The sequence below is a fragment of the Paraburkholderia sp. NPDC080076 genome (assembly GCF_050281145.1).
GTDB lineage: Bacteria > Pseudomonadota > Gammaproteobacteria > Burkholderiales > Burkholderiaceae > Paraburkholderia.
Genome location: NZ_JBNNWQ010000001.1, coordinates 647,452 through 673,661, shown reverse-complemented (window position 1 = coordinate 673,661; position 26,210 = coordinate 647,452). Strand labels below are relative to the sequence as shown.

The window sequence follows — 26,210 nt, the reverse complement described above, 5'->3', positions numbered from 1 at the left end:
CACTGGTTGAGCAGCGTGAATGCGTCTACGGAGTGGCGGCGTGAAACTTTAACCATCGCGGCGAGACGCTGCAATCGTTTGCAAAAGGATTTAAACCTTTCCGTCGCGCGGCGTCGTTTTAACGTATTCGATGTTTCGGAATCAGATCACCAAGGGGCGGCGCTTTGACCCGGCATTTCAGCTTCACGGCTCGTTAAAAGCCAACAGCGAAGCAAACTGTCCAAGGTCCATGCAGAAAAAAATAACGCGCGCGGCATTGCGCAGCCAATGTAAGTGGATGCTGAAAAAGTCGAGCAAAATGCCTGTTTTCCTCTGACAATACGACGCCACAAAAGGCTTTTCGTGTGAAGAGAAAATCGATTCCGTGAGCCTGATTCGCGGAACAAAAAAATGCCACGGAGGACTGGAAAGTCATCCGCGGCATCGGTCATTCGAACGTAACGCGTCAGCGATTCGACGCATCAGCGTCCGTTACTTTTTTTGCTGCTGCAAAAGCGACTTGAGCTCCTGCACGTTTTCTTCTACGCGTTTTGCGATCACCGCATACGACTCGGCTTGCGTTTGATACGCTGCTTGAGCCAGTTGCTGCATATCGGCAAGCGACTTGTGCAGACTCTGCTGGATCAACTCGGCAGCTTTGCCCGAAGGCGCGGCGCCACCGGCCGACAACTGGCCCGTCAGCGACTGCAATTCGCTCAGGGTCGAGCGCAACATGTCGGCCTGTTTCTGCGCAAGCGACTGCATCCCCTGGAAGGCCGTCTGATTCGCCTGAACCAGTGCTTCCATGTCCTTGCGTCGCGCTTCCATGATGGCGGGTACGTCGAAGCCGGGGAGCTTGAACTGCTCCAGCATTTTGGTGAAATCGCCAAACGGATTGGCGGCGTCAGGTCGGTCCATGCGAAATCCTCCTTAACGGTTGAATACTCGCCGGCGGTGCATCGCCGCGTGGTGTTTCCGTGACGCATGCACTGGCGGCGTCGCGTGCGCCGAGCGTCCGCTGGAACGAGCGGGTTCTGGGGTCGGACGGCACATCGCTCAATCATGCGCCATCCGGAAACAATCCGCCAGCGGGCACACCCTGGCTCGCGCGCCACCTGTCGACGGGACCAGGCGGCCATTGGCCGCGCGGCATGGAAGGTCCGGTAAGTTACAAGGCGGCTTCAGTAACCCTACGAACCGGCATGTCGACTATCGTTGCTCATGTGCCGGCGCGCTGTAGCGCCGGCCCTGTCTCGATGGGAGCGAGTTCATGAAAAAAGCAATCTTGAGCACGGCGCTGAGCGCCGTTCTGACTCTGGCCGCGACGGCCGCGTTTGCCCAGGAAGCGCCGCCGCCCGCGGCCCCTCAGGCGCATGGCGAACCGCAGCGCGGCGACGGGCCACCGCCGCGTGGCCGGATGGGTCCAATGGGCCCGATGGGTCCCGGCTTCGCGGTGATCAACGATCTGGAACAGTTGCGCCGCCTGTATGCGATGAGCGGACATCAAGGCGAAATCATCGCCGTGTATCACGACGTGCTGAACAAGACGCAAGATCCGATGCTGCGCCACTACGTGTATGACTCGCTGGCTCGCGAGCAGTTGAGGCCCGCCAATCCCGATCAGGCGATCGCGACGCTGCGCACCAGTCTGTCGGAAGACCTCGCCGCCGCGAACAAGGCGCCGCACGGCGCGCCGGGCGGGATGCCGCCGCCGGCTCTGGCGCAGTAAATTCTTGCCGTGGCGTCACGACGTCAGCTTCGCCGTGACGCCGCACATGAACCACGTGATCAGTCCATGCCGTGCTTCATCGCCAGGTGCCTCGCTAGCTGAGTGACCGTTCGACACGCACGCTAGTGCCCTGCGCACGCGGGCATTTTTCCTTCGATAAACAGCCGCACGGCAACTCAAGCGGTCGAAGCGCCCGCTTGGAAGCGCTCCCGCCTGTAGGCCGTCTAACCATTCAGCACGCTGCGTTAGCTTTCCCACATTGCCGCTTCACTGACCCCTTCTCATCTTCCGTCAGGTGATTAGGATATGAGCACTGCAACACTGGTGCCCTGGTGAAGAATGCGCTACCCGCTGAACTTGGCCGTCGCCGCCGTCCTACTGGTTTTTGTCCTTGGCTGCATCATCAAGCTCGCCTTGAACTGATGGCCGATACGCATGGCGCCGCACGCACGGTTGCACGCGTAGCTGTACAACTTCACGCCGCTTGCAGGCGCGGTCGATCCACATCCGCACAGCCTCTCTTTTCCCGCTGCGTCCGCTGACTTTCGCGACACGCGAAAGCCCCGCGCGACGCCTTCGGCGTGTCTGTCCGCGCCGTGACATAGGACGAAATAATTGTTGAATGGAGTTCGGGAAGTGACGCGACCATACTTCGTTTCGCTGCCGGTGCGTACGAAACAGAACGCATGAGATCAAGGGTGCTTCAAGAGCGAGACGTTTCGCCGATGATCAACGATCCCACGGTTGCCCGATCATCGAGAGAACCGTTCGAACATTCCGGCACCGCGTGCCGACGACAGGATCAACATGTTGACTTCAGTGAATTTCCTCAGAAAAAATGCCGCCCGTTTGGCCTGCGTGACGATGGTTTGCTGCAGCGCGCTGCTGACCGGTTGCGCCGGCAGCAGCATCAAGGATGCAAGCACGGCGAGCACGCCGGTCCAGGTGCGCCCGGACAACATCTATGTCTACACCTTCGACGCCAATTCGGATCAGGTCAAACTGGACGGCGGCATGATGCAGAAAGTGAAGACGCAACTCGAAGGCTCGTCCACTGCGCAAAAGCAAGCCGCCGAGTCCGCCGAAGTCCGCGAGCAGGTCGCCAACGAAATCGTGCATCAATTGCAGTCGATGGGTCTGCGTGCGATCCGCTCAGACGTCCCCGCACCGGCCGATCAGAATGTGCTGCTCGTGCAAGGCAGCTTCGATACGATCGACTCGGGCAATCGCCGTCGCCGCATGTTGATCGGCCTCGGTGCGGGCAAGAGTCAGGTCAGCAGCTCGGTGCAGATTCTGTATAAGCCCGCGGGCGGCACACCGCGTCTGGTGCAAACCTTCACCGCCAACGCCGACAGCGGCAAAGCGCCTGGCATGGTCGAGACCGCGGGCGTGGGCGCGGCGGCCGGCAGCATCGCGACTTCGGCGGCGGTGGGCGGAGGCTTGCACGCTGTATCCGAAACCAAACGTGCCGGCGTGTCAGCGGACGCGAAACGCCTCGCCGACGCGGTGGCCAAGCAGATTGGCGAGATCGGCGTAAGCGGCGGCTGGCTTTCGACGGAACACACCAAAGGCTGATAACGCTTGGCCGATTTGTTGAACCGGAGTGATCGTGAACAGCGCTCGGCAGAGTCGGATTTCAGTCCCACTCTGCCGTTTACGTTTTAGGCCTTCGTATAGCGCAGCCACACCGAATCGTGGTCCTTCTTCTCAACGGATGTGAGCTTCAGATACGCGGGCGCTTGCCACTTCTCCATCGCCACTTCGAACGAGGAAGGATGTTCGCTGCGGCCATCCACCAGCGGCAGAATCAGCACGCTCACTTCGTCGACGAGACCGGCATTCACGAACGCCCCGCTCACATGCGAACCACCCTCCACGATCAGCTTCTTCACGCCGAGCTCACGCGCCAATGTCTGCACAACCTTGCCGAGATCGATCTCGGTCTTGCCGCCGAACACGTATGACACGCCGATCGACTGCAGATACGCGAGGTAGTCGTCGGCAACCTGTTCGGTCAGCACTTCGATCACGTGCGACTTGAGCGCGGTGTTGGTCTTCCACGCCACGCGGCCCTGCGGATCGATCGAAATCGCGTATTGGTCCGCTTTGCGTTCGACGAAATGATCGGTGCGAGGCACCGCGCCCTTGGCGAGCCCTTTCGGATAATCCGTGCCGTGCGAAATCTCCTGCATGGTGACGCGCCCGCAGATCCAGCCGTCGGCTTCGAAAGTGGCAGCCGTGTCTTCATACAGGTCCGACGCGTAGTCGAGGTGCCAGCCGTCCGTCAGGCTGCGGCCGTCGAGCGAGGACATCATGTGAGCGACGATATAAGGGGTCATGCGTCAAGCCTCCGTGTCAGGTCAATGAAAAGACCTTGCAGCAAGGGCCGTTCCGCAAGCGCGTCGATTCCTTTTCCGCTAGTACACATGAAGTTGGTCGCGCGGCACGCGGGCAATTCATCCGTGACTGGCAGAGCGCTCGGACATGAGATGCTGCGGGCGCTGCAGTCGGTCTAGCGCGTGGCAAGGCGCGGCACCGGCCGCTCGCGTGGAGACAGAATGAGATGTGCCGCCTGCCCCGGCGCATGAATTGGCGGGACAAAGCGGCACGATCAATCGGTACAGGAAACTCGGGGCGGAAGCTTAGGCGACCTTATAGCGTTCCAGCCAATGCGCGTACGGCGCCGGCAACGTCCACGACGGACGCTCGATGCCGAGCTTCTTCGCCGCATGGTACGGCCAGTGCGGATCGGCCAGATGCGCGCGGCCAACCATCACCAGATCCAGTTGCCCGTCCTTCACCGAACGATCCGCCAGTTCCGGCGTATCGATGCCCCAGGCCGACGAAACCGGGATGCCGGCCTCGCGCCGCACGCGCTCGGCGATCGGCGCGAGAAACGCCGGCGCCCACGGAATCGCCGCCGTCGGCGTGGAGAAGCCGACGCTGACGCTCAGCATATCCAGCCCTTCGCGCTTAAAGTTCTTCGCCAGTTCGATCGATTCGAGCAAGGTTTCCTCGTCGCGTCCGTCGTACTCGATCACGCCGAAACGCGCCGTCAACGGCAGATGCTCCGGCCACACCTTGCGCACCGCCGCCAGCGTTTCGAGCATGAAGCGGCTGCGGTTCTCGAGGCTGCCGCCGTAAGCGTCGTCGCGCTGGTTGGAGTGCGTCGAGAAGAAGCTCTGGCCGAGATAGCCATGCGCGAAATGCAGTTCGAGCCATTCGAAGCCCGCGTCACGCGCACGCCTCGCGGCGGCGACGAAATCTTCGCGAACGCGCGCTATGTCGTCGAGCGTCATGGCTTTCGGCACCTTCGGCAGATTGCCGCCGAACGCGATCGCCGACGGCGCGATGGTTTGCCAGCCGCGGCTGTCGTCGTCGGCGATGTGGTCGTCGCCTTCCCACGGACGGTTCGCACTGGCTTTGCGGCCCGCATGGCCGATCTGGATGCCCGGCACCGAGCCGGCGGCCTTGATCGACGCCACGACCGGCGCGAAAGCCTGCGCCTGCTCGTCCGTCCAGATGCCGGCACAGCCCGGCGTAATACGGCCTTCAGGCGACACGGCCGTCGCCTCGACGATCACCAGCCCCGCGCCGCCGCGCGCCAGACCGGCCAGATGGACACGATGCCAGTCGTTGATCACGCCGTCTTCGGCGGTGTACTGGCACATCGGCGGAATGGCGATCCGGTTGCGCAGGGAAACGTCTTTGAGCTTGTAGGGCTGGAACAATGCGGACATCAGTCTAAACTCCTCTGGACTTGCTTGTACGGTAGTTCGATAAACATCGAATAACGAAGTATCGCAGAAACCTTTATCATTTGCAGGATGCGCACTTATAACCACCCCGCCGCCGAGGATTTCGCGCTCGGGCGGCTCTTTCATGCCCTGAGCGACCCAGTCCGCCTGGAGATTGTCCGGCGCCTGGCGTCGGTCGACGAGGCCACCTGCGGCGAACTCGACGGCGGCCGCCCGAAGTCGAGCGTGTCCCATCACTTCCGGATCCTGCGTGAGGCGGGCCTCGTGCGCACGCGCGTGGCCGGCACCGTGCATCAGAATTCGCTACGGCGCGCGGAACTGGACGCCCGGTTTCCGGGGTTGATGGAGGCGATTCTCAAGCAGATCGTCGAGGAGCCGGTGGAGAGCGAATTGGCTTGAGCTTGGCGCCCGCTGCTTGCGCCAACGCGACGCATGCAGCGCGACGCCGCGCAGCTATTCCCGCCAAAGTTTGCGCATCAGCGCGAGCAGCGCCGTCGGGGCCGTGCCTTTTTGACAATAGCCGTCGAAATTGTGACGTGCTTTGCCGGTTTCCTTCACGTGATCCTCATCGAGCGACGTGAACGCGACAATGCCCAGACTCTGCGTCGGCAGATAGCTGCGCAGCGCGCTCGCGGTTTCATAGCCGTCGCGCTCCGGCATCATGATGTCGAGCACCACGACGTCCGGCACCCAGTCCCGCACGCAGCGCAGCGCCTGCTCGCAGCCATTGGCGGCACGGGCTTCCACGCCTTCGTAGGAGAGATAGGTGGCGAGCGCCTCGGCGGCGCCGGCGTTGTCGTCGACGACCAGCACGCGCGGCATTTCGTGCAAGACCCGGATCTCACGGGCACTCCACCTTTGGCAAGTAGCGGGGGTTCGGGGCATGTGTGACAGCCTGCGATAAAAACATCAGCGGGCAGCAAGCGGCGTACCAAGCGGCAGCGAAAACGGATGTCACGACACTGGGAATGGCGCCTCGACCGCATCGCGGCCCGCTGCGTCGCGTGCCGCGCACGCATGTCTGAGCGACGCCCCGAAGCCCAGCCACAACACCAGCGAACCCGTCGACACCCCGCCGAGCGCGATGAACGCGGCGGGATAACCGAAACGGTGCGCGAGGATTCCGCCCAACGCCGGGCTCAACGCCGCGCCGGCGCCCTGCACCGTCATCACGACGCCCTGCCCCACGTTCACCCGCCCGCTGCCTTCCAGCAGCCGCACTACCAGTGCCGGCACCGCGACGCTCTGCAATCCCGCGCCGATGCCGTCGAGCGCTTGCACCGGCCACACACCCCACGCGTGAATCACCGACGCGGCGATCAGCCCGCGCATCGGCAGCGCGAGGAAAGTCAGCAGGATCACCCACCAGTAGCCGCGCCAGCGGATCAGCCGGGTCGCCAGCATCGCGGCCGCAACCATCACGAGTTGCGCAATGACGATGGTCTGCGCGGTGAACGCGCTCGGCTCGCCCTGATGGGCCGCGACGATCGCGAGCCCGTAGAGCGGCAGCATGGCCGCGTTGCCCAGATGAAACAGGCCAAGCGCCGCGGCGAGCAATAGCAACGGACGGGATTGCAACAGCACCCGCAAGCCGCTCGCGGGTGCTTTGCCGCCGGCATGCGCGTCGGCGTCGGCGCCTCGCGCGGCATCGTGATCGATGGCGTCGCGCGGAATCGACGCCACGGCGGCAATCGACAACAAGCCGAACAGCGCGCTCAGGACGAACACCGCGCCGAACCCGTAACGCCAGCCCAGCCAACCCGACAGCGCCGCCGCAACCACATTGCCGCCATGATTGGCCACCTGGTTGCGGCCGAACTGCCGGTCGAAACCCTGCTGCCTGACCATGCCCAGCGTCATGCCGGCCAAGGCCGGGCCGATCGCCGCGCCGGTGATCGCGGTCGCCACCTGGGACGCCGCCACCATCCAGTAGCCGTGCGAGATCCACAGCAAGCCGGACGCGAGCATGGTCATCAGACCGGCGCACACGACGAGGCTGCGCTTATGGCGCGTCGCGTCGACCAGCGCGCCGGCCGGCGAAGTCGCGAGCATGCCGGCGATGCCGCCGATCGTCATGACCGTGCCGATCTGATCGGCGCCCCAACCGCGCGCCTGCAGGAACACGCCGAGAAACGGTCCGATACCGGCTTGCACATCGGCCACGAAGAAATTCAGCGCCTCCAGCGCGCGTTGGGCTTTCACGATGCCCCCGGCGCGGCACAGCGGTCCCGCGTGCCGCGTGGCGAACGGTTCGAGCGTATCGGCTTCAACATGCGGACGAGCTCACTGGCGACGAGTGCCGGGACGGCGGCCAGCCTGACGCAACTCGTATGCCATTGGCGCGTGAACGCCGCGAGTGTGGGGAAGCGGCCAGCGGTGACGCGGAGTGCTGTCCGGTTCGTGGACAACGGTTGTCCAGCGGCGCAACAGCGAGCCGGCGCCCGTCCGCTTGCAGCGTCGTCGAATGCCTGGTGGTGACTTGCGCACCACGGGCCGGAATTTTGCTACTGTCTAGCTCCAAACCTTCCCCGCGCACTCATGGCCGCTGCTCCCCGACGTTTATCGTTCGCCAGTCAGTTGATCGTTTTCTGGCTGCTGGTCGCGGTGATGTGCGCGGTCTTGATCGGGATCGTGTGGTTCATGGCGCAAGCGAATCTCGGACGGCAGATCAGCGTCGCGCGTCAGCAGGGGCTGGCCGGCTGCGAGACGATCGGGTCGCGCTACGACCTGTCGATCGACCGGACGGCGGAGCCGATCGCCGCGCCACGCGCCGGTCAACCCGCGGCCGCCGCGGCGCCCGCCGCGCAACCGGCGTCGCCCAATGGACCGAACACGGATCTGATGCACGCGATCCTCGACATCGTGCTTGCGCAAATGGACGGCGTGGAGGGCGGCTTCTGGCGGCCGGACGGCGCGCCGCGCGGCAGTTTCGATGCGTACGCGTTTCCGACCTATCAGGGCAGCGGCATCAAGCGCGACATCCCCGATGCCGAGACGCCGCTGATTCTGCGCACCTTGCGCGCGGCGTCCACGACACGCGCGGCGGCATCCGAATTCGTCGAAGGCCAGCAGGATGCCGTGATCGTCACCGCCTGTCCGGTGCTGCATCGGGACGGCCTCTTTGCGTGGACACTATCGCGCGTGCATCCGCCGCTCGGGCCGTCGGGCAAAGCGCTCGTGACCACCCTCGCGGTGTTGCTTGCAGTAATCGTCGGTATCGCCATCGCGCTCGGCGTGCTGCTGCGACGCTGGCGCGCCAATCTCGCGCGCGTCGAGGCCAGCCTGAGCCGGCCCGCCGACCTGTTCACGCCGATTGCGCCGACCGGCGAGCCCGACCTCGACAAGATCGTCCACGCGTTCAACGTCTACGGCGCGCGCGCCACATCCTTGCAGCAGCAAGCCGGCGATCTGCATACGCAGCTCGCGGCCGCGGAACGCTTCGCGGCAATCGGCCGGTTCTCCGCGCAGATGGCGCACGAGATCCGCAACCCCATCGGCGCGATGCGGCTCAAGGCGGAAAATGCCCTGAACGGCGACACCGAACGCAAGCAGCGCGCACTCGGCGCGATCCTCGAACAGATTCAGCGGGTGGAACGGCAACTGTCGGGTCTGCTCGCGCTGACCCAGCCCGTGCGTATCGACGCCCATGCCGTCGATTTGCGCAGCTGGCTCGCCGAGCGCATGGAATGGCATCAGGACGCGGCCGCGCGGGCCGGCATCGCACTCGCATTGGAGTGCGCCGAAGGGCTTCCCGCGCAGGCCTGTTTCGACGCGGAGCAACTGGCGCGCGCCATCGACAATCTGATCCTCAACGCGCTGCGTCATACGCCATCCGGCGGCCACGTCACGCTGCGCGCGGCGCGCCCCGCCGCGGCACTGCGGATCGAAGTGACCGACGACGGTCCCGGCGTGCCGCACTCCGAGCGTGAGCGCATTTTCGAACCGTTCGTGACCGGCCACGCTGCCGGTTCGGGGCTTGGCCTCGCCGTGGTACGCGAGATCGCTGCCGCGCACGGCGGCCGTGCCTTTTATGAAGCGCGCGAGCGCGGTGCCTGTTTTGTGATCGAGATCCCATGGCGCACATCCTGATCGTCGACGACGACGACGCCTTCCGCGAAAGCCTCGCCGAAACGCTCGGCGACCTTGGCCATGTCATCGAGCAGGCAGGCAGCGGCCACGATGCGCTTGCGATGCTTGCCGGCGACACGCGCATCGACTGCATGTTTCTCGACATCAGGATGCCGGACCTGAGCGGCATCGACGTGCTCGAGCGTCTGCGCGCGATGCCGGCGCGCGCCGCGCTGCCGGTGGTCGTGCTGACCGCCTTCGCCACCAGCGACAACACCATTCACGCGATGCGGCTCGGCGCCTTCGAGCACCTGACCAAGCCGGTCGGGCGCGACGCGATCGCGTCCCTGCTGCGCAAGATCGAAGCGTCCAATCGCGGGGCTTCGAGCCCGCCGCTGCCGGCGTCGAACGAAGACGTCACCGACGGCACGCCTCGCCTGCTCGGCAACAGCGAAGCGCTGCGCGACGCGCAAAAGCAGATCGGCCGCGCCGCCGCCACGGATTCGACCGTGCTGATCACAGGAGAAACGGGCACCGGCAAAGAAGTTGCGGCGCGCGTCCTGCACGACGCGTCACGGCGCCGCCACGCGCCGTTCGTCGCGATCAACTGCGCGGCGATTCCCGCCGAACTTCTGGAGAGCGAACTATTCGGCCACACGCGCGGCGCCTTCACCGGCGCGGTGACGCAGCGCGCCGGCCGCATCGTCGAAGCGAACGGCGGCACGCTATTTCTCGATGAAATCGGCGACCTGCCGTTGCCGATGCAAGCCAAGCTGCTGCGCGTGATTCAGGAGCGCACGCTGACGCCGGTCGGCAGCAACACGAGCGTCGCCATCGACGTGCGGATCGTGGCCGCGACGCACCGCGACCTCACGGCGGAAGTCGGGGCGCGCACGTTCCGCGAGGATCTGTTTTACCGGCTCAACGTGATTCCGGTTCATCTGCCGCCGTTGCGCGAACGTCCCGACGATATTCTTCCGCTGGCCGCGCACTTTCTCATCGCCGCCGCGAATCTGGCCGGACCCGCGCGGACCTTGAGCGGCGATGCCGAGCGGCGCCTGCTCGCGCACGCATGGCCCGGCAACGTCCGCGAGTTGAAGAACGCGATGGAGCGTGTCGCCGCGCTCGCACGCGGCCCGCTCGTGACCGCCGACGATCTGGCTTTTCTCACCGCGCCGCGCGCCGGCGTGAGCGAGATTCCCGCCGCGCTGCTCGACCTGCCGCTGCCGCAGGCGATCGAATGGCTGGAGCGCGCCGCAATCGAACGCGCGCTGCAGCAGAGCGCGGGCAATCGCGCGGAAGCGGCGCGCCGCCTCGGCATCAGCCGTCAATCGCTCTATACGAAGATCGCCGCGTACAAGCTCGGTTGATGCGCTTGCCGGTGTCCAACTGGGCGACACGCGCCGTCCAGCCAGACGACATCATCAACCGGACGCTACGGCGGAAAGCCTTACGCGACAACCCATAGCGGCATGGCATAGCGGTTGCGAAGACTCCTGCACGACATTGCAGTCGAAGGAGTCCGACAATGAACCGTTTCAAACCGATCGCACGCGCGGCGGCCGCGCTCGCCGTCATCGCCGCGACGGCAGCTTGCGCGGCGCAAACCATGCCGCCGCCTCAGCAAGGCGCACCGATGCCGCCGCCCGCGCCGAGCGCCGGCGCACCGATGCCACCGCCGCCTTTCATCGCGGCTCCTCGTGATGGCGCTCCCGCAAGTGTGAGCGGCGTGGTCCAGCGCTATGTGATCAACCCGGAAGGCGATGTCGACGGCATGCTGCTCGCCGACAACACGTTAGTCCGGTTCCCGCCGCATATCGGCACTCAGGTGGCCGCCACCTTCGCGCCAGGCGCCACGGTCAACGTCAAAGGCGTCGCGCAGCCCGGCGGGACGCTGCGCGCCAACCAGATCGCCGACGCGAACAACGGGCGCAGCATCGTCGATCAACCGCCGCCGGTCGATGCCCGGCGTCTGCCGAAGTCGCTCGCCGACGTCGGGCTCGTCAAGCTGGATGCCACGGGCCGCGTGCTGCGGGTCACCAGCGCACCGCGCGGCGAACCCGACGGCGTACTCCTCACTGACGGCACCGTGATCAAGCTGACGCCGCCCGCGGCCGCGCGCTTCGCGAACCTGTTGCAGCCAGGCGCGACGATCGCGGCGCAAGGCTACGGCACGCGTAATCGCTATGGCGAATCACTGCAAGCCACCGCCTTCGGTACACCCGGCAATCTCACGGTGCTCTACGACACCCCGCCCAGGTAGTCACGACTCATCACTCGAACAAAGGAGTTTCATCATGCATTGGATCGACCCCGCCTGCCTGCCGGAAACGCGCGGCAACGTCGTGCTGTTCCTGCTCAATCCCCACGGCGACGCGGACGGCTTCATTCTTCAGCACGCCGACGGTACGCAGCAGCAGGTGCATTTCCCGCCGCATCTGGGCAAACAGATCGCGCGTCACATCGCGCCGGGCGATACGGTGCGCGTACGCGGCGTGAAACCGCGCGGCGCCGATCTGATCGCCGCCATTTCGCTGACGAGCCGGCAAGGCATCGAGATCGTCGACGAAGGCCCGCGGCCTCACGAACACGGCCACGGCCATGAACACGACGGCGAGCCGATGGATGTGCAAGGCGAAGTCGTCATGCCGCTCTACGGACCGAAGGGCGAGTTGCGCGGCGCGTTGCTGGAAGACGGCACGTCGCTGCGCATGCCGCCGCATGCCGCGGCCGAACTCGTCGCGTATCTGACGCCGGGCGCGCATGTGCAGGCGTGGGGCCGCGGCGTGACAAACCGGGTGGGTTGCACGGTGGACGTACATGACATCGCCGAACTGGTCGATGAGGAGGCCGGGTCGGAGGCTTGAATGCGTTACGCCCGGCATTCGCGGTGCCGGGCGCGGCTATCGCCGAACGACGGCCGAAGCGGTCACGCACATGATGGCGTTGATCCGCAGCGGCTTGCTGAACCTCGATCACATCGACGTCACCACATGCCCGCTCGATGATGCCAATGACGCCGTCACGCACGCCGCTGAAAACGGCGTGCACCACTCATCACGGATGGTTGTACATCGCATTCCAATCCGCGCTGGAAACCGGCGCACGCCCCGCGTCCGATGAACCGCTCGCGGTGCCGCCAAAACCTGTCGCCGCGTGCCGTGCCGCGACCCGTGCTTCGGCGGCCTGAATATCAGCCGGATAGTTCGGGTCTTCGCCGCGGGCCGGGTTATAGCCGGCCTGTTCGAGTTCGATCAACTCGGCACGCACTTGCGCACGGGTCACAGGGGAGTTCGATTGAGCGAACACGGCAACCGGCGCTGCAAGGGCAGCGGCAACCACAACGGCTTGAATAAGGGACTTCATGATGACGACCTCCAGACTTCGCTTTGCTCTGCTACGAACAGCCCTGTTCGTAATTCAGTGACGACAGTCTAGAAAGGTGGCCGCTTGAGAATAAGGGCCCTGTGTGGAGAGGATTGTTCTCGAATGTGCATAGACCGCGGATAGGCCCGCCATATCTCGACGCGGACCGGCAAGTTCGGCGAAGCACCGCGTCCGCATGCAACGGCAAAGAACTTCAATGCACTCGCGAAGACACTCGCAGTCGCGTCGCCGACCTCGAATCGCGCATTCAACGACCAGCGAATCCACGCAGATTTCTATTCCCCGCGCTATTGCCATCGCCTTCAACCCGGTGTCTATCGCCATTGCGCGCGGACGTGAAAAGGACTTTTGTGGCCTGCTATCCGCACGGCCTTCAGCAGCAAGGTCGGCACCACCCCATGCGGCCGTTTCACATGACACTTGCCATCTTGCTAGAGATATGATCTCCTACCACTTGCCAAATATTTCAGTGCTAGGTTGTTCATTGCCGCGCTCGGCGCGGCATGCTTCACTGTTGTCCGATTCGGCTGATATTCCACCCGCATACGTTTGCTAATGAGCGATAGCGGCATGCGACGGTGACCGCGTGGCGCAGGTGTCAGGTCGGCAGTGTTCGTTTGATTCACGTTGTCTGACGACCTATGACTGTTATTGAAGGTTGTCGCCGAGGTCAGCACCAGTCGTAGTGTCGCGTCGGATACCAGGACGAGTCACCGTGGCCTTACCCGCAGGTGAATAGCGTCGAATCCGGCAATGAAAAATGCATTCATTTTTACTTATCAAGGAGAAGAAAAGGCAAGTAATAGGTAATCAAAAATGTGAATCACGCATCGATCAAATAAATCCGGAGACAACATGCTTTCACCAGGAAAAACCTCGTTTGCGTTTGCACTCAGTACGCTCACCGCGCTTCTCGTCACCGCTTGCGGTGGCAGCGTGAGCGACACCCCGAGCGATCCGTCGAAAGGCGGAGCCGTCTCTCTTCACGGCATTGTCTACGGCGCGTCGGACACCAGCGTGCCGTCGGGTGCCGGCGTTCCCATCACCATGATGGGACAGATGAGAGCGCTCTTCGACCTCATCAAGAAAGCGCCTGATTTCACACAAGTGGTGATGGATCTTGGCGATGGCAGCCCCGTTCATGTGCTGGATACCAACACGGGGGATAAATTCCTGCCGGGTAAGCTGGCGCTCGGCCTGTCGTACATATTGATCGATATGAAAACGAAGGGCGATCCGAAATACGCGGACTATCTTGCGACGTACCAGAAAATAACGACCGCGATGATGACGCAGATGCACGGCGCCGATTACGTGTATGCGAATACCTCTTGGGGCGAGTACTACTATCTCGTTGCGCTGAACAATTTCAAGGCGCACGGCATGCTCAATGAAGTTTTCAGCGACGCCATGCTGACCACGCTGCAAAATCGGCTGAACTTCTGCGACATGTTCGGCGCGGACGCAAGCGGCAAAACGAATACGTGCCCGGCGGCAGGCGTGCCGATCGACGTTGCATCGCTCAATACCGCTCAAAACTACTACGCGGTTTCCTACGGCATTGCGGGCTTGCGGCAAAAACTCGGCTGGAGCAATCCGAGCTTCTCGTCCAAGACCGATCCAACCGTGGCAACGATGGGCGCGCGCGACGCGCTTCTGTACACGCTCACCAATCACATTCGAAACGATTCATCCGGCGGCTTTTCCGACGAAGCGTCGAATACGCACACCACCTACTACGACCAGGCGCGCTTCGACCGATACAGCACGCTGCTGATCGGCGAAGTGACGGAGCGAACGCTGGAAATGGGCAACGAGGCCAATCTGACGCCGGAACTGAAATCGTATCTGCGCAAATCGGTCGATCTGATCCTTCCGCAACTCAATGCCGACGGCCAGGGTTTCAACTACGGCCGATCCATCGGGCCATACGGCGATTCGGCCTTCATGGAAGTCCTGACGGCTGCGGCCAATGCAGGCGTACTGACCGCGCAGGAAATGCAGGTCGCCTACTCGTTCATCTACAAGGCGGCCTATCGCTACGACACGTTCTGGTACGACCCGACGCTGCCCACGCCATCCGTAAATATGTGGGTGAAAGGCCGCGGGACCGATACGTATCGCGGCAAACCTCGCGTCATGGGTGAGAATTTCAGCCTGCTGCATCAGTTTATGTACGTGAATGCGTGGTGGGACAAGCTGGGTTTCGGCAGCAAGGCGCCCATGTCCGACACTGATCTGCAAGCGTGGCTGGATGCAAGACCGCATTACACGTTGACCTGGTACAACTTGCCGGGCGATACGGCTCATCCGTACAGCGCGGCGCTCGTTACGGTGCGCGATGGCAAACGCGTCATCAATCTCAACCTGAGCCAGGCACCCGATTACAACTCGTACACGCCGTATTACCCGACACCGTTCTCCGACAAGCTGATCTACGGAACCACGGATCTGGGCTACGCGTTGTTGATTCCGCAGGTTACGTATAACGGGAAGACTTACATCCCGGTCACGTACTACAAGAATCTGAGTGTCCAGGAAAACAACGGCCAGGTTGTCGTGTCGTTCGACACGGCCAAATTCCGGCAAGCCGCCAAGAATGCAACGTACGCCACCGACATCGACTTGCAAGTGCATACGGTGTTGACGTTCGATCATGGCTCGATGACCCGGACCGATACGCTGAGCTCCGCCACGCTGACCGGCAACATAGCGGTCGAGACGGATTTCACGTCGTTTGCGGACTTCCAGAACACCACGGCGAATAGCGACGGGTTTTCGGTCAAATACGCGAATAGCAATGCGACCAGCTATGGCACCACGGGTTTCGACAGCTGCGCGCTGTCCAACTTCGAGATGGCGGCCGGCGTCACCAATCCGTTGTCCACCACGCCAATTGGGCAGTTGCATTCAAAGTTCGCTTGTACGACGCTTCCGTTTGCGCTGACAGCGGGTAGTCAACGCACGTTGGGCTGGACGCTGAAGTACGCCGATCCGAGCTGATCTCGCGGACGTGCCGGCCTTCTTACGAGGGCCGGCAAATAGGCCACGCTATCGGCGCGGAAAGACACACAGATGCATCTTCACATACAGATTCGGATTGCCGCAGCGATGGCCGGCGTAGTCGATCTGCTCGCCTGGCGCGAGGTCCGTCGACGCCTTTTGCATGGATGCCGACGTATTAGCGGAAGCCGCTGCCTTGCCGCCGCTGCTTGCACATCCTGCGAGGCCGGCGGCCAGCATCATCAGCAAGGCAGATTTCTGCAGTAACGCGCGCATTCGCCGCCTCGTCATTCGTGGAAGAAGATGAGTCATCCTGCTCCGCGAAAGTCGCCGCCAGCATCACGCCAAGATGACAAAAATCTCATGCAAGCGGCGCTCGATGCCGCTTTGTCGATACCGTCTGTCCTGACATTTTTCTCATGTTGCGGTCACGATGGCACACCGCCTGCGATTCATACTGGACTCACGAATCGCCGACCGGCGGTCGCCACAAAGGAGATCTCGACATGAATGCTGCAAGACTCTTCACCCTGTCCGTCGTTGCCATAACGATGATCGGCGCACTCTCACCAGCCGCGCAGGCGCAAGGCAAGTCTCGCGAGCAGGTGAATCACGAACTCGTTCAAGCCCAGCATGACGGCGTGACGCCAACCAGCAAGACACAATACCCGCCGGATGCCAACACGATTGCCCGGAACAAGCAGACGCACGCGGTTACGCGGCATGCCGGTGAGAAGGCACCGTCAATGGATCAGCATGACAAACTCGTCGCGAACAAATAGCGGCGGATGCCGCCGGAAGCGAGCCTCTCCGGCGGCATACCTTTGCCCGTTGCGCGCGGACGCGCGCTCGCTCAATCTTTATGGGCGGGCGGCGTCGTCCGTCATGGACATGGTCAGGCCGTTATTCGAACATTCGCGCCGGGGAAATTGCAGCCAGAAACGGGTGCTGACATGAGGCCGGCTTTCGCACCCGCACTGTCCTGCGTGGCTGTTCATGATCGACTTCACGATGGCAAGACCCAGCCCCGTGCCCGAGGCCGAACCGTGCCGCGACGGGTCGACACGATAGAACCGCTCGAATATGCGCTCGATATGTCGAGCGTCGATTCCCGCTCCCGAGTCCGACACGCTCAGCGTGGTCGAACCCGGCTCCTGCTTGCAGTCGATGGTAATGGCGCTGCCTTGCGGCGCCTGCACGAGCGCGTTCGACAGCAGATTGCTGAGCGCGCGTTGAAAGAGCAGCAGATCGGCCTGCACGGTACCCTCGCCCGTCACCTCGATCGTGACCTGCGCATCTTCGGCCATGGTCTCGTAGTAGCCGGCGACGCGTTCGGCCTCCGCAACCGCGTCGAGCGACCGCAAGGACAGCGGCGCGTCAGCCTGATCGGAGCGCGCGAGGAAAAGCATGTCCTCGATCATGCGCGACAGTCGCTGATACTCGTCCACGCTCGATTCGATCACGTCCCGGTAGTCTTCCGCGCTCCGACGCTGTGACAGCGCCACTTGAGCCGCGGCGAGCAGATTGGTGAGCGGCGTGCGCATGTCGTGGGCAAGATTGGAGGAGAACTGGCTCAGCCGGGTGAACGATTCGTCGAGCCGCGCCAGCATGCCGTTAAAGGCGTGCTCCAGTTCCTTCAACTCGCCCGACGTTTCCAGTTCTGGCAGAGGCAGCGCCAGGCGGCTTGTCGACATCTCCTCTGCCCGAGCCACCAGCCTGCGCAGCGGAAGCAGCCCCAGCATGGCGATACCGTACGCAAACGCGGCGGCGAGCACCACGCCTAATACTTCGATGACCACCGCGGTGTACGCATACGCGCGCAACAGAGCCTGATCACTGGTTCCATCGTACTGAACGGCGACGCGCACCAATGGCCCGATTCCGTCATTGAGCGGCACGCTTTCCACCAGGTATCGAAGATTCGAACCGGTGGGCGCGAGATTCACGGCCGCACCGCTCGCCCCGGTTGCGGGAATCGGCGCGTAGGGCCGAAACCCCAGAGTGCTCGACAGGCGGTGCCCCGTCGTATCGTAGATGGCGAGCGCCAGGTTCGGGTGCCCATGCAACAGGTCGATCCACGTCTCCGCATTGCCGGCAATGCCATCGGCATTCTGGATCCCCGCCAGATGCGTGCGCAACGCCGCCATCGTGCCGGCCATATGCTCGATCGAGGTCGACTCGAGGCGGCTGCGCAGCGCCTCATATAGCGCGAAGCCGCTCAACGCGAGGATCGCCGACGTCGACAGGATGATGAGAGCAGTGAGCCTCGCCCGCAGCGTTCGCGGCACCACGCGCCTGATCAAGTGCCGCCGCCCCGGTTTTCCAGCACGTAGCCCATGCCTCTCACGGTGTGAATGAGCTTGGGTTCGTAGGCGTCGTCGACCTTGGAGCGCAGCCGCCTGATTGCCGAATCCACCACGTTCGTGTCGCTATTGAAGTTCATGTCCCACACCTGCGAAGCGATCGTCGCGCGGGGCAGGATTTCGCCTTCCTTGCGCATGAGCAGCCACAGCAGCGTGAACTCCTTGGCTGTCAGCAGGATCACGTCGCCCTGACGGGTTGCCTTGCGCCGCGTCAGATCCAGCTCGAGATCCGCGACCTTCAGCGAGGTGGATTCACGTGGCTTGCCGCGCCGCAGGATCGACCGCACGCGCGCGATCAGCTCGACGAAGTCGAACGGTTTCGCGAGGTAGTCGTCGGCGCCGAGCTCCAGTCCCTTGACGCGATCCCCAACGTCGTCGCGCGCGGTGAGAAACAGCACGGGCGTGAGCCGCGTGCGGCGAAGATTTTGCAGCAGCGTCCAACCGTCCTGTCCCGGCAGCATGACGTCGAGGATCAGCAGGTCGTAGTCTTCCGTCTCCGCCTGATGCTGGCCCGTGACGCCGTCTTCCGCCCAATCGACAACATATCCCGCCTCCGATAGCCCCTTGCGAAGATAGGCGCCGGTCTTCGGCTCGTCTTCCACTAACAAAATCCGCATTCACACTACCTCGAAAAAATGCCGAACCGGCGCAGTAGCTGGCCGGGCGAAGTTCTCGCCAGCCGGCTCAGGGCAGCAGCGCGCCATGACGACGAATGAGCGGCCCGGTACAGCACGGGCAAAACCAGCAGCGTCAGCACCGTGGACGACAGGATGCCACCAATGACCACCGTTGCCAGCGGCCGCTGCACTTCCGAGCCCGTGCCGGTGGCGAATGCCATCGGCAAAAAGCCGAGCGACGCGACGAGCGCCGTCATCAGGACCGGCCGCAGCCGCGTCAGCGCGCCCTCACGAACAGCCGTGTCCAGTTCGGTGCCCTCATCGCGCAGGTTTCGAATAAAGGAAATCATGACGAGCCCGTTCAGCACCGCGACACCTGACAGCGCAATGAAACCGATCGCCGCCGTAATGGAAAGCGGGATGTCCCTCAACCACAACGACAGCACGCCGCCGCTCAATGCGAACGGAATGCCCGTGAACACCAGCAAGCCATCCTTAGCATTATTAAACATGATGAACAGCAGGACAAACACCATGAAGAGCGACAGCGGCACGACCAGCTTCAGGCGCTCGGTCGCGCTTTGCAACTGCTCGAACTGTCCGCCCCACGACAACCAGTAACCCGAGGGCACCTGAACGTCCTGACGGATCTGCTCGCGCGCGTCCGCCACGAAAGAGCCGACATCGCGTCCGCGCACATTCGCGCTCACCACGACGCGCCGCTTGCCGTCTTCGCGGCTGATCTGGTTGGGACCAGGGGCGACGTCGACGGTGGCCAGTTCGGCGAGCGGCACATAAGGCGCCTGCGCGAGCGGCGCGCTGCCGCTCACCGGCGCGGGGAATGGCAACGCAATCGGCAGGCGCTTGATCGCTTCGATATCCGAGCGAAGTTCGTCCGGCAAGCGCACGACGATATCGAAGCGCCGGTCGCCCTGAAACAGCGTGCCGGTTTTCTGGCCGCCGACCGCCGCCGCGACCGTGTCCTGAATGTCACCGACCGTGACGCCGTAGCGGGCCAGCTTGTCCCGGTCCACGTTGATGGTGAGAACCGGCAAACCGCTGGTTTGTTCCATCTTCACTTCCGAAGCGCCCGGCACTTTCTGCAATGCCGCCGCGATCTTCTCGCCCGTGCCGCTGAGCACCGCCATGTCGTCGCCGAAGAGCTTCACCGCGACGTCGCTGCGTACGCCGGAGATCAATTCGTTGAAGCGCAGTTGAATCGGCTGGGAGAACTCGTAGCTATTGCCAGGCAGTTCAGCGAGCACCGCTTCGATTTCCTCGACGAGTTTCGCGCGCGACTTGTTCGGGTCCGGCCACGTGTCCGTCGGCTTGAGCATGATGTAGCCGTCGGACAGATTGGGCGGCATCGGATCCGCGGCGATTTCCGCCGTCCCCGTGCGGGCAAACACGCGCTCGATCTCCGGGAACCGTTGCTTCAACGTTTTCTCAATAGACTTTTGCATGCTGACCGATTGGGACAGACTCGTGCCCGGAATACGCAATGCGGCAACGGCCAGGTCGCCCTCGTTCAGACTCGGGACGAACTCGCTGCCGAGTCGCGCCGCCAGACCGATGCTCAGCGTGACGATCAGCGCCGCGCCGGCGAACACGCGTTTCGGGCGCGTCATGAAAGCGGTGAGCAGCGGCTCATAGGCTTGCCTCGCCCAGCCCATCAAGCGGTTTTCCTTTTCCTCGACGCGCTTGCCGATGAACAGCGCCACCGCGGCGGGGATGAAGGTGACCGTCAACACCATCGCGGCAGCCAGCGCCATCACGACCGTGACCGCCATCGGGTGAAACATTTTTGCCTCGACGCCGGTGAGCGCGAAGATCGGCAGATAGACCACCATGATGATCAATTGACCGAATATCAGGGCGCGGCGCGCTTCCTGCGACGCGCCGAAGACTTCGACGAAACGCTCCTCGCGGGTCAACGGCCGCCCGGCGAGCGTCTGTGCGTGAGCAAGGCGCCTCACGCAGTTTTCGACGATCACCACCGCGCCGTCGACGATGATCCCGAAGTCGAGTGCGCCCAGACTCATGAGGTTGGCGCTCACCTTCGCATTGACCATGCCGGTGAAGGTCATCAGCATCGACAGCGGAATGACGAGCGCCGTGATCAGCGCCGCGCGCATGTTGCCGAGAAAGAGGAACAGCACGACGATCACGAGCACCGCGCCTTCGAGCAGGTTCTTCTTCACTGTCTGCACGGCTTTCTCGACCAGCACGGTGCGGTCGTACACGGGAATCGCGCGCACACCTGGTGGCAAGGTACGGTTGACGTCTTCCATCTTGACGGAGACCGCCTTGGCGACGGTGCGGCTGTTCTCTCCGATCAGCATGAACACGGTGCCGAGCACGACCTCTTCGCCGTTCGACGTCGCGGCGCCCGTGCGCAATTCACGGCCCATGTCCACCTGTCCGACGTCCTTGATGCGAACCGGCACGCCGCCCACGTTGGTGAGCACGACATTGGCGATGTCTTCGACCGAGCGGGCCTGGCCTGGCACGCGCACGAGATACTGCTCGCCGCGCTTTTCGATGTAGCCCGCACCGACATTCGCATTGTTACGGTCGATCGCGCGCACCACGTCCGCGAGCGTCAAGCCGTATGACATGAGCTTGGCGGGATTCGGTGCGACCCGGAACTCCTTCACGAAGCCGCCGATGGAATTCACCTCGGTGACGCCCGGCACGTTGCGAAGCTGCGGCTTCACGACCCAGTCTTGAAGCTCGCGCAAATCTGCCGGCGTGTAGCGGGTTCCGTCCGGCTTGACGGCCGACGCGTCGGCCTCCACCGTCCACAGATAAATCTCGCCGAGCCCCGTGGAGGTCGGCCCCATCGCTGGTGTCGCGCCGGGCGGCAGCTTGTCCCTGGCTTCCTGAATCCGCTCGTTGACCAGCTGACGCGCGAAGTAGATGTCGGTGCCGTCCTTGAAGATCACCGTGACCTGAGAGAGCCCGTAGCGGGAGATGGAGCGCGTCTGCGCCAGGTTGGGAAGACCGGCCATTGCGGTCTCTACCGGATAGGTGATGCGCTGCTCGGCTTCAAGCGGCGAATAACCCGGCGCCGAAGTGTTGATTTGCACCTGAACGTTGGTGATGTCGGGCACGGCGTCGATGGGCAGCTTCTGATAGCTGTACACGCCCCATCCCGCGACCGCGGCAACGGCCAGCATGACCAGCCAGCGGTGCGCGATGGCGAAGCGAATCAGTCTTTCAAACATGCGGAGGGTCCTTGGAAACCGAGGCTCGGGAAAGCGGTCTGCTTAGGGCAAGTCATCGCAGGGCATGACGCGTTCATGGCGTCGGGGCGTCAATGTTCCTCGACACTGCCCTTCCCGAGTTCAGCCTTGAGGACGAAACTGTTCGCGGTGACATACTTCTGGCCCGGCAGAAGTCCTTTCACCACTTCGACGACCTTGTCGTCACGGCGCCCCGTCTCGACCGCCTGAGCGACAAAGCCTTTGGGCGACTGCACGAAGACGGCGGGTGCGCCGTCTATCTCCTGCAGCGCGTCGCTCGCCACCGCGAGCGGCACGCTTTGTTTGCCGACATCCACCGACACATTGACGAACATGCCCGGCCGCCACGCGCCATCGGGATTCGGCAGCACCACCCGCGCCGGCGCGGTGCGGGTTTGCTCGCCGAGCAGCGCGCCGACGTAGGCAATCGGACCGCTCGACTTCGAGTCGAACGCGGTGGCGCTGACCGTGGCTTCGCGGCCGACACGCACATCGTTCAGGCGGTGCGCCGGCACCGCCATCTCGGCCCACACGGACGAGAGGTCCGAGAGAATAAAGACCTTGGCATCCGCCGCGATCGCCTCGCCGGGTGTCGCGTGCTTCTCGACCAGCGTTCCGGCAAACGGCGCGCGCAATTCGTAACGGTTCAACGCGCCGGCCGATGGCGGGGCATTCAGCGCGGCGAGCTTCGCGCGGGCGTTCTGCGTGGCGATCTCGGCTTCGCGTAACTGCACCTGCGCCTGGAGATAGTCCTGCTCGGCCGAGATGCGCTCCCGCCAGAGCGTCTTTTCGCGTTCGTACGATGTTCGTGCGGCCGCGAGCCGGCGCTCCGCGCTCAGCAATTCGCTTCTGCGATCGGCAAGATCGGTGCTGGCGATGACCGCCAGCACTTGCCCCTTCGCGACTTTCTCGCCGATCGAAACATTGACTCGCTCGACGATGCCCGCCACACGCGGCACGACATGGGCCGTGCGATCCTCATTGAATCTGATCTCGCCAGGAAGCTGGAATGTCGTGAGAATCTGCGCGGGACCGACGCGGTCGAGGCGAATCTGCGCCGCCTCGATTTGCGCCGCGCTGAGCGCGATTGCACCATCGGCCCGCGAGAACACGAACGATGTGGATTGTCCGCGCCACTTGAGATGAATGAATGCGTCGAAGACGTGAGGCTTCGCGATGGGTTCGGCGGACATCAGCTTCTGACCTGCCGACGCGAATTGCAACGGCTGCATCGAACCGTCGTAACGCGTAATGGAACCCGACACGTTCAGGTCCTTGTCCGCGGGTTTGCCGTCGACGAAAGGATAGACGACGAGCCGCGCGTCCCCCGGCTTCTCGGACAGGACGACTTCGACCGCCAGCGCACCGTCTCTGAACACGGTGCCGCCGTGCCGGCCGGGCGAATCCTGCGCGCTTGCCGATGCTTCCACGCCGCCCGAAGCACCTCCAGTATTCGACGACACCCGCGTCAGCGCGAACACGGCGAGCGCGACGCTCACGCCGCTGAGGGTCACCGCAGTGGCGACGATGAGTTTTCTGCGCAGCATGAAAAATCCTTCAAGGTAAGCGAGGCGCACTGTTGCGAAGCGGGACACCGACAAGCCGGCCGATTTCGGCGTAGGCCAGGTGCGCATCGGTCAATGCCTGGACATATTGCGACTGGCCCTGAAACAGCGTGCGCTGCGCATCCAGGACATCGAGAAAGCCAAACTTGCCGAGCTCATAACCGCGCGACATTGCGTCGAGCGCCTCGCGCGCGGCCGGCAGGACATCGGTTTTCAGGCGCCGCGCCTCCAGGCTCGATCGCTCGTAATTGGCGTACGCCTGAGTCAGCTCCAGTTGCAGGCGAGCCTTTTCACTGTCGAAGTCGGCGCTTGCCTTCTCGGCTTTGTGAACCGATTCGAGCAGCGCGCCTTTGTTGGTGTCGAAAAGCGGAAGCGGAATGGAGATGCCGACCACGGCCTGGTTGTCGGGCACCGCGCCGGTCACGACCCGCTTCATGCCCGCGCTGAACGTGATGTCCGGAATGCGCTTCGCGCGCTCGACGGCAATGGCGGCGTTGCTCCGCAACCTCTCGGCCTTCGCGGCGCGCGCAAGCGGCGCGTCGATCAGTTGCGGCAATAGTTCGGCAAGCGGTTCGATCGCCGGCACGCTTTCGATATCGCCGGTCGCGGGACGTCCTCGCACGAGCGGACTGCCCGTCACGTTGGCGAGTTTTTCCGCGGCAATGGTCAGCCGCGAGGCGGCGTTGGCCTGCTCGATCTGAACGCCGGTGGCGGCGACCCGCGCTTTGGTCGCCTCGACCGGCGACACCTTGCCCGCGCGCGCGCGTTTCTCCGCCAGTTCCGCGGACCTCGCCGCGATGTCGGCCGATTCACGCGCGACCTGCAACTGGCGCTGAGCCGCGAGCATTCCGTAAAACGCGGCAATGACGTCTGAGCGCAAGGCCGCGCCGCGCGCATCGAGCGATGCGAGCGCCACCTCGCGTCCATACGAAGCGACGTTGAGGCGCGCCTGACGCTTGCCGCCGAGTTCGACGGTCTGATTGACGAGTGCCGTCGACGTGCGCTCCGTGCGGCCGAACCCCTCCTGCAGCAGCGAGATCTGCGGATTGGGTCGGGCGCCCGCCTGCATGAACGTGCCGCGCGATGCATCGGCGTCGGCGCGCGCGCCGCGCAGCAGCGGGTTGTTCTCGGCGGCGATGCCGAGCGCCTCGTCGAGCGGTAAGGCGGCGCCGTCGGACGGCGCGGCCAGTGCGGTCGATGGCGAAGGCCGATTGCCTTCCACGAGCGCCGCATCGGCTTGCGCAAAGGCCGGATTCACTGCAGCGATCGCAAGTACGGCAGCAAGGTTGCGGGTAAGCATGGATGCGTGATGTGTTGACGAGGTGCGACCGATGCTACGGCGCTGCCGCAGTGCCAACATGGCGGAAAAATGAGATTTTTGTCATCTTCGGCAAGCGGCGCGGGCGGCAGCGGCGGCACAACGGCGCGTCACGGCTAAAAAACGCCAGCCTTGTCATAATGATTGCCCCACCCCAAACCCAGCCCACTCCACGGAGCCCCAATGAATCATCCAACCGCGCAGCCCTCCACCGCCACCGTCCGCCGCGTCGCCTTTCTCGGCCTCGGCGTGATGGGCTATCCCATGGCCGGCCATCTCGCGAAAGCGGGCCTCGACGTGACCGTGTACAACCGCACGGCGTCGAAGGCGCAGCAATGGGTATCCGAGTACGGCGGCCGGGCCGCGAACACGCCGCGTGAAGCGGCGAACGGCGCCGACCTGATCCTCGCGTGCGTCGGCAACGACGACGATCTGCGCAGCATCACGCTCGGCGATACCGGTGCGTTCGCGGGCATGGCGCCCAATACCGCGTTCGTCGATCACACCACGGCGTCGGCGAACGTCGCGCGCGAGCTAGCGGAAGTCGCGCGCCAGAAAGGTCTGCATTTCATCGACGCGCCCGTGTCGGGCGGCGAATCCGGCGCGCAGAACGGCAAGCTGACGATCATGTGCGGCGGCGAGGCCGCCGTCTTCGAGCAGGCATCACCGGTCCTTGCGCACTACGCCGCGGCCGTCACGCTGATCGGGGCCGTCGGCGCCGGGCAACTGGCGAAGATGGTCAACCAGATCTGCATCGCCGGCATGGTGCAAGGACTGTCTGAGGCGATCAACTTCGGCCAGCTCGCGGGCCTCGACATGCCGCTGGTGCTGCAAGTGATCGGCAAGGGCGCGGCGGCCAGCTGGCAGATGGACAATCGCGGCAAGACCATGATCGACGGCAAGTTCGATTACGGCTTTGCCGTCGACTGGATGCGCAAGGACCTCGGCTTCTGTCTCGACGAAGCGAAGCGCAATGGCGCGTCGTTGCCGGTGACGGCGCTCGTTGATCAGTTTTATGCGGACGTGCAGGCGCTCGGCGGCAATCGGTTCGATACGTCGAGCCTGATCTGGCGTTTAAGGGCCCTCAAGGCGGCGCAATAACAGCGGCGGGCGCTGCATACGCGCCCGCCTTGCATGACTCGCGTCACTTACGCATTTGTGCCGCTTGCGTCACTCGT

The 26,210-nt window shown here is 63.7% G+C and carries 22 protein-coding genes; 10 read left to right on the top strand and 12 right to left on the bottom strand.

Annotated features, from left to right (window positions below; all coding sequences use genetic code 11):
- Positions 1-471: 471 nt before the first annotated feature.
- On the bottom strand, positions 472-897 hold the full coding sequence (locus ACQKRQ_RS03035) for a phasin family protein (protein ID WP_132377920.1): 426 nt from the start codon (positions 895-897) through the stop codon (positions 472-474).
- A 352-nt stretch (positions 898-1,249) separates the two neighbouring features.
- On the opposite strand from ACQKRQ_RS03035, the gene ACQKRQ_RS03030 reads away from it, so the two are divergent.
- Complete coding sequence (locus ACQKRQ_RS03030; RefSeq protein WP_427474975.1) at positions 1,250-1,708, top strand: hypothetical protein; 459 nt, start codon at positions 1,250-1,252, stop codon at positions 1,706-1,708.
- An 807-nt stretch (positions 1,709-2,515) separates the two neighbouring features.
- Positions 2,516-3,283, top strand: coding sequence for a DUF4410 domain-containing protein (locus ACQKRQ_RS03025; RefSeq protein WP_408429192.1), 768 nt, complete (start codon positions 2,516-2,518; stop codon positions 3,281-3,283).
- An 86-nt stretch (positions 3,284-3,369) separates the two neighbouring features.
- Here ACQKRQ_RS03025 and ACQKRQ_RS03020 read toward each other — a convergent pair whose 3' ends face one another.
- Both ACQKRQ_RS03020 and ACQKRQ_RS03015 read right to left on the bottom strand, forming a co-directional pair.
- Entirely contained in the window at positions 3,370-4,047 is a 678-nt protein-coding gene (locus ACQKRQ_RS03020; RefSeq protein WP_132377926.1) for a dihydrofolate reductase family protein, read from the bottom strand.
- Positions 4,048-4,350: 303 nt separating this feature from the next.
- On the bottom strand, positions 4,351-5,448 hold the full coding sequence (locus ACQKRQ_RS03015) for an NADH:flavin oxidoreductase/NADH oxidase (RefSeq protein ID WP_427474974.1): 1,098 nt from the start codon (positions 5,446-5,448) through the stop codon (positions 4,351-4,353).
- Positions 5,449-5,535: 87 nt separating this feature from the next.
- Here ACQKRQ_RS03015 and ACQKRQ_RS03010 point away from each other — a divergent pair, with 87 nt between their 5' ends.
- Positions 5,536-5,865: an ArsR/SmtB family transcription factor gene (locus ACQKRQ_RS03010; protein WP_132377930.1), complete on the top strand. Its 330-nt coding sequence runs from the start codon at positions 5,536-5,538 to the stop codon at positions 5,863-5,865.
- A 54-nt stretch (positions 5,866-5,919) separates the two neighbouring features.
- Here ACQKRQ_RS03010 and ACQKRQ_RS03005 read toward each other — a convergent pair whose 3' ends face one another.
- Together ACQKRQ_RS03005 and ACQKRQ_RS03000 are read right to left on the bottom strand one after the other, a co-directional pair.
- Positions 5,920-6,351, bottom strand: coding sequence for a response regulator (locus ACQKRQ_RS03005; RefSeq protein WP_207915701.1), 432 nt, complete (start codon positions 6,349-6,351; stop codon positions 5,920-5,922).
- 69 nt (positions 6,352-6,420) lie between these two features.
- Complete coding sequence (locus tag ACQKRQ_RS03000) at positions 6,421-7,668, bottom strand: MFS transporter (RefSeq protein WP_427474973.1); 1,248 nt, start codon at positions 7,666-7,668, stop codon at positions 6,421-6,423.
- A gap of 336 nt (positions 7,669-8,004) precedes the next feature.
- Between ACQKRQ_RS03000 and ACQKRQ_RS02995 the strand changes: the two genes are divergently transcribed.
- The 4 genes from ACQKRQ_RS02995 to ACQKRQ_RS02980 all read left to right on the top strand — a co-directional run bounded on the left by ACQKRQ_RS02995 (position 8,005) and on the right by ACQKRQ_RS02980 (position 12,401).
- Positions 8,005-9,555 carry a sensor histidine kinase gene (locus ACQKRQ_RS02995; RefSeq protein ID WP_427474972.1) on the top strand — a complete coding sequence of 517 codons (1,551 nt, stop codon included), beginning with the start codon at positions 8,005-8,007 and terminating at the stop codon, positions 9,553-9,555.
- Positions 9,540-10,904, top strand: a complete 1,365-nt coding sequence (locus ACQKRQ_RS02990; protein WP_427474971.1) for a sigma-54-dependent transcriptional regulator — start codon at positions 9,540-9,542, stop codon at positions 10,902-10,904. The genes ACQKRQ_RS02995 and ACQKRQ_RS02990 overlap by 16 nt, the downstream gene beginning before the upstream one ends.
- Positions 10,905-11,062: 158 nt before the next feature.
- Positions 11,063-11,797 (top strand): hypothetical protein, encoded by a 735-nt coding sequence (locus ACQKRQ_RS02985; protein WP_427474970.1) that lies wholly within the window; start codon positions 11,063-11,065, stop codon positions 11,795-11,797.
- Positions 11,798-11,831: 34 nt separating this feature from the next.
- Positions 11,832-12,401 carry a hypothetical protein gene (locus tag ACQKRQ_RS02980; protein ID WP_427474969.1) on the top strand — a complete coding sequence of 190 codons (570 nt, stop codon included), beginning with the start codon at positions 11,832-11,834 and terminating at the stop codon, positions 12,399-12,401.
- Between the two features lie 190 nt (positions 12,402-12,591).
- Here ACQKRQ_RS02980 and ACQKRQ_RS02975 read toward each other — a convergent pair whose 3' ends face one another.
- Positions 12,592-12,900 carry a DUF4148 domain-containing protein gene (locus tag ACQKRQ_RS02975; RefSeq protein WP_132377942.1) on the bottom strand — a complete coding sequence of 103 codons (309 nt, stop codon included), beginning with the start codon at positions 12,898-12,900 and terminating at the stop codon, positions 12,592-12,594.
- Between the two features lie 876 nt (positions 12,901-13,776).
- Here ACQKRQ_RS02975 and ACQKRQ_RS02970 point away from each other — a divergent pair.
- On the top strand, positions 13,777-15,924 hold the full coding sequence (locus ACQKRQ_RS02970) for a hypothetical protein (RefSeq protein WP_427474968.1): 2,148 nt from the start codon (positions 13,777-13,779) through the stop codon (positions 15,922-15,924).
- A 48-nt stretch (positions 15,925-15,972) separates the two neighbouring features.
- Here ACQKRQ_RS02970 and ACQKRQ_RS02965 read toward each other — a convergent pair whose 3' ends face one another.
- Positions 15,973-16,200 carry a hypothetical protein gene (locus ACQKRQ_RS02965; protein WP_427474967.1) on the bottom strand — a complete coding sequence of 76 codons (228 nt, stop codon included), beginning with the start codon at positions 16,198-16,200 and terminating at the stop codon, positions 15,973-15,975.
- Between the two features lie 230 nt (positions 16,201-16,430).
- Here ACQKRQ_RS02965 and ACQKRQ_RS02960 point away from each other — a divergent pair, with 230 nt between their 5' ends.
- Positions 16,431-16,706, top strand: coding sequence for a DUF4148 domain-containing protein (locus ACQKRQ_RS02960; protein WP_132377946.1), 276 nt, complete (start codon positions 16,431-16,433; stop codon positions 16,704-16,706).
- Between the two features lie 78 nt (positions 16,707-16,784).
- Here the strand turns inward: ACQKRQ_RS02960 and ACQKRQ_RS02955 are convergent, their stop codons facing one another.
- From ACQKRQ_RS02955 to ACQKRQ_RS02935, 5 genes are all read right to left on the bottom strand, one after another.
- Positions 16,785-18,227 carry a heavy metal sensor histidine kinase gene (locus tag ACQKRQ_RS02955; RefSeq protein WP_427474966.1) on the bottom strand — a complete coding sequence of 481 codons (1,443 nt, stop codon included), beginning with the start codon at positions 18,225-18,227 and terminating at the stop codon, positions 16,785-16,787.
- The gene (gene irlR, locus ACQKRQ_RS02950) at positions 18,224-18,904 is read right to left on the bottom strand and encodes a heavy metal response regulator transcription factor IrlR (protein WP_427474965.1); all 681 of its coding nucleotides are present in this window, start codon (positions 18,902-18,904) and stop codon (positions 18,224-18,226) included. The genes ACQKRQ_RS02955 and irlR overlap by 4 nt, the downstream gene beginning before the upstream one ends.
- A 5-nt stretch (positions 18,905-18,909) precedes the next feature.
- Positions 18,910-22,131 carry an efflux RND transporter permease subunit gene (locus ACQKRQ_RS02945; RefSeq protein WP_427474964.1) on the bottom strand — a complete coding sequence of 1,074 codons (3,222 nt, stop codon included), beginning with the start codon at positions 22,129-22,131 and terminating at the stop codon, positions 18,910-18,912.
- 89 nt (positions 22,132-22,220) lie between these two features.
- Complete coding sequence (locus ACQKRQ_RS02940; protein WP_427474963.1) at positions 22,221-23,696, bottom strand: efflux RND transporter periplasmic adaptor subunit; 1,476 nt, start codon at positions 23,694-23,696, stop codon at positions 22,221-22,223.
- A 10-nt stretch (positions 23,697-23,706) separates the two neighbouring features.
- Positions 23,707-25,014 (bottom strand): TolC family protein, encoded by a 1,308-nt coding sequence (locus ACQKRQ_RS02935; RefSeq protein ID WP_427474962.1) that lies wholly within the window; start codon positions 25,012-25,014, stop codon positions 23,707-23,709.
- A 201-nt stretch (positions 25,015-25,215) separates the two neighbouring features.
- Between ACQKRQ_RS02935 and ACQKRQ_RS02930 the strand changes: the two genes are divergently transcribed.
- Positions 25,216-26,133 carry an NAD(P)-dependent oxidoreductase gene (locus ACQKRQ_RS02930; protein ID WP_427474961.1) on the top strand — a complete coding sequence of 306 codons (918 nt, stop codon included), beginning with the start codon at positions 25,216-25,218 and terminating at the stop codon, positions 26,131-26,133.
- The last annotated feature ends 77 nt before the right edge of the window (positions 26,134-26,210 follow it).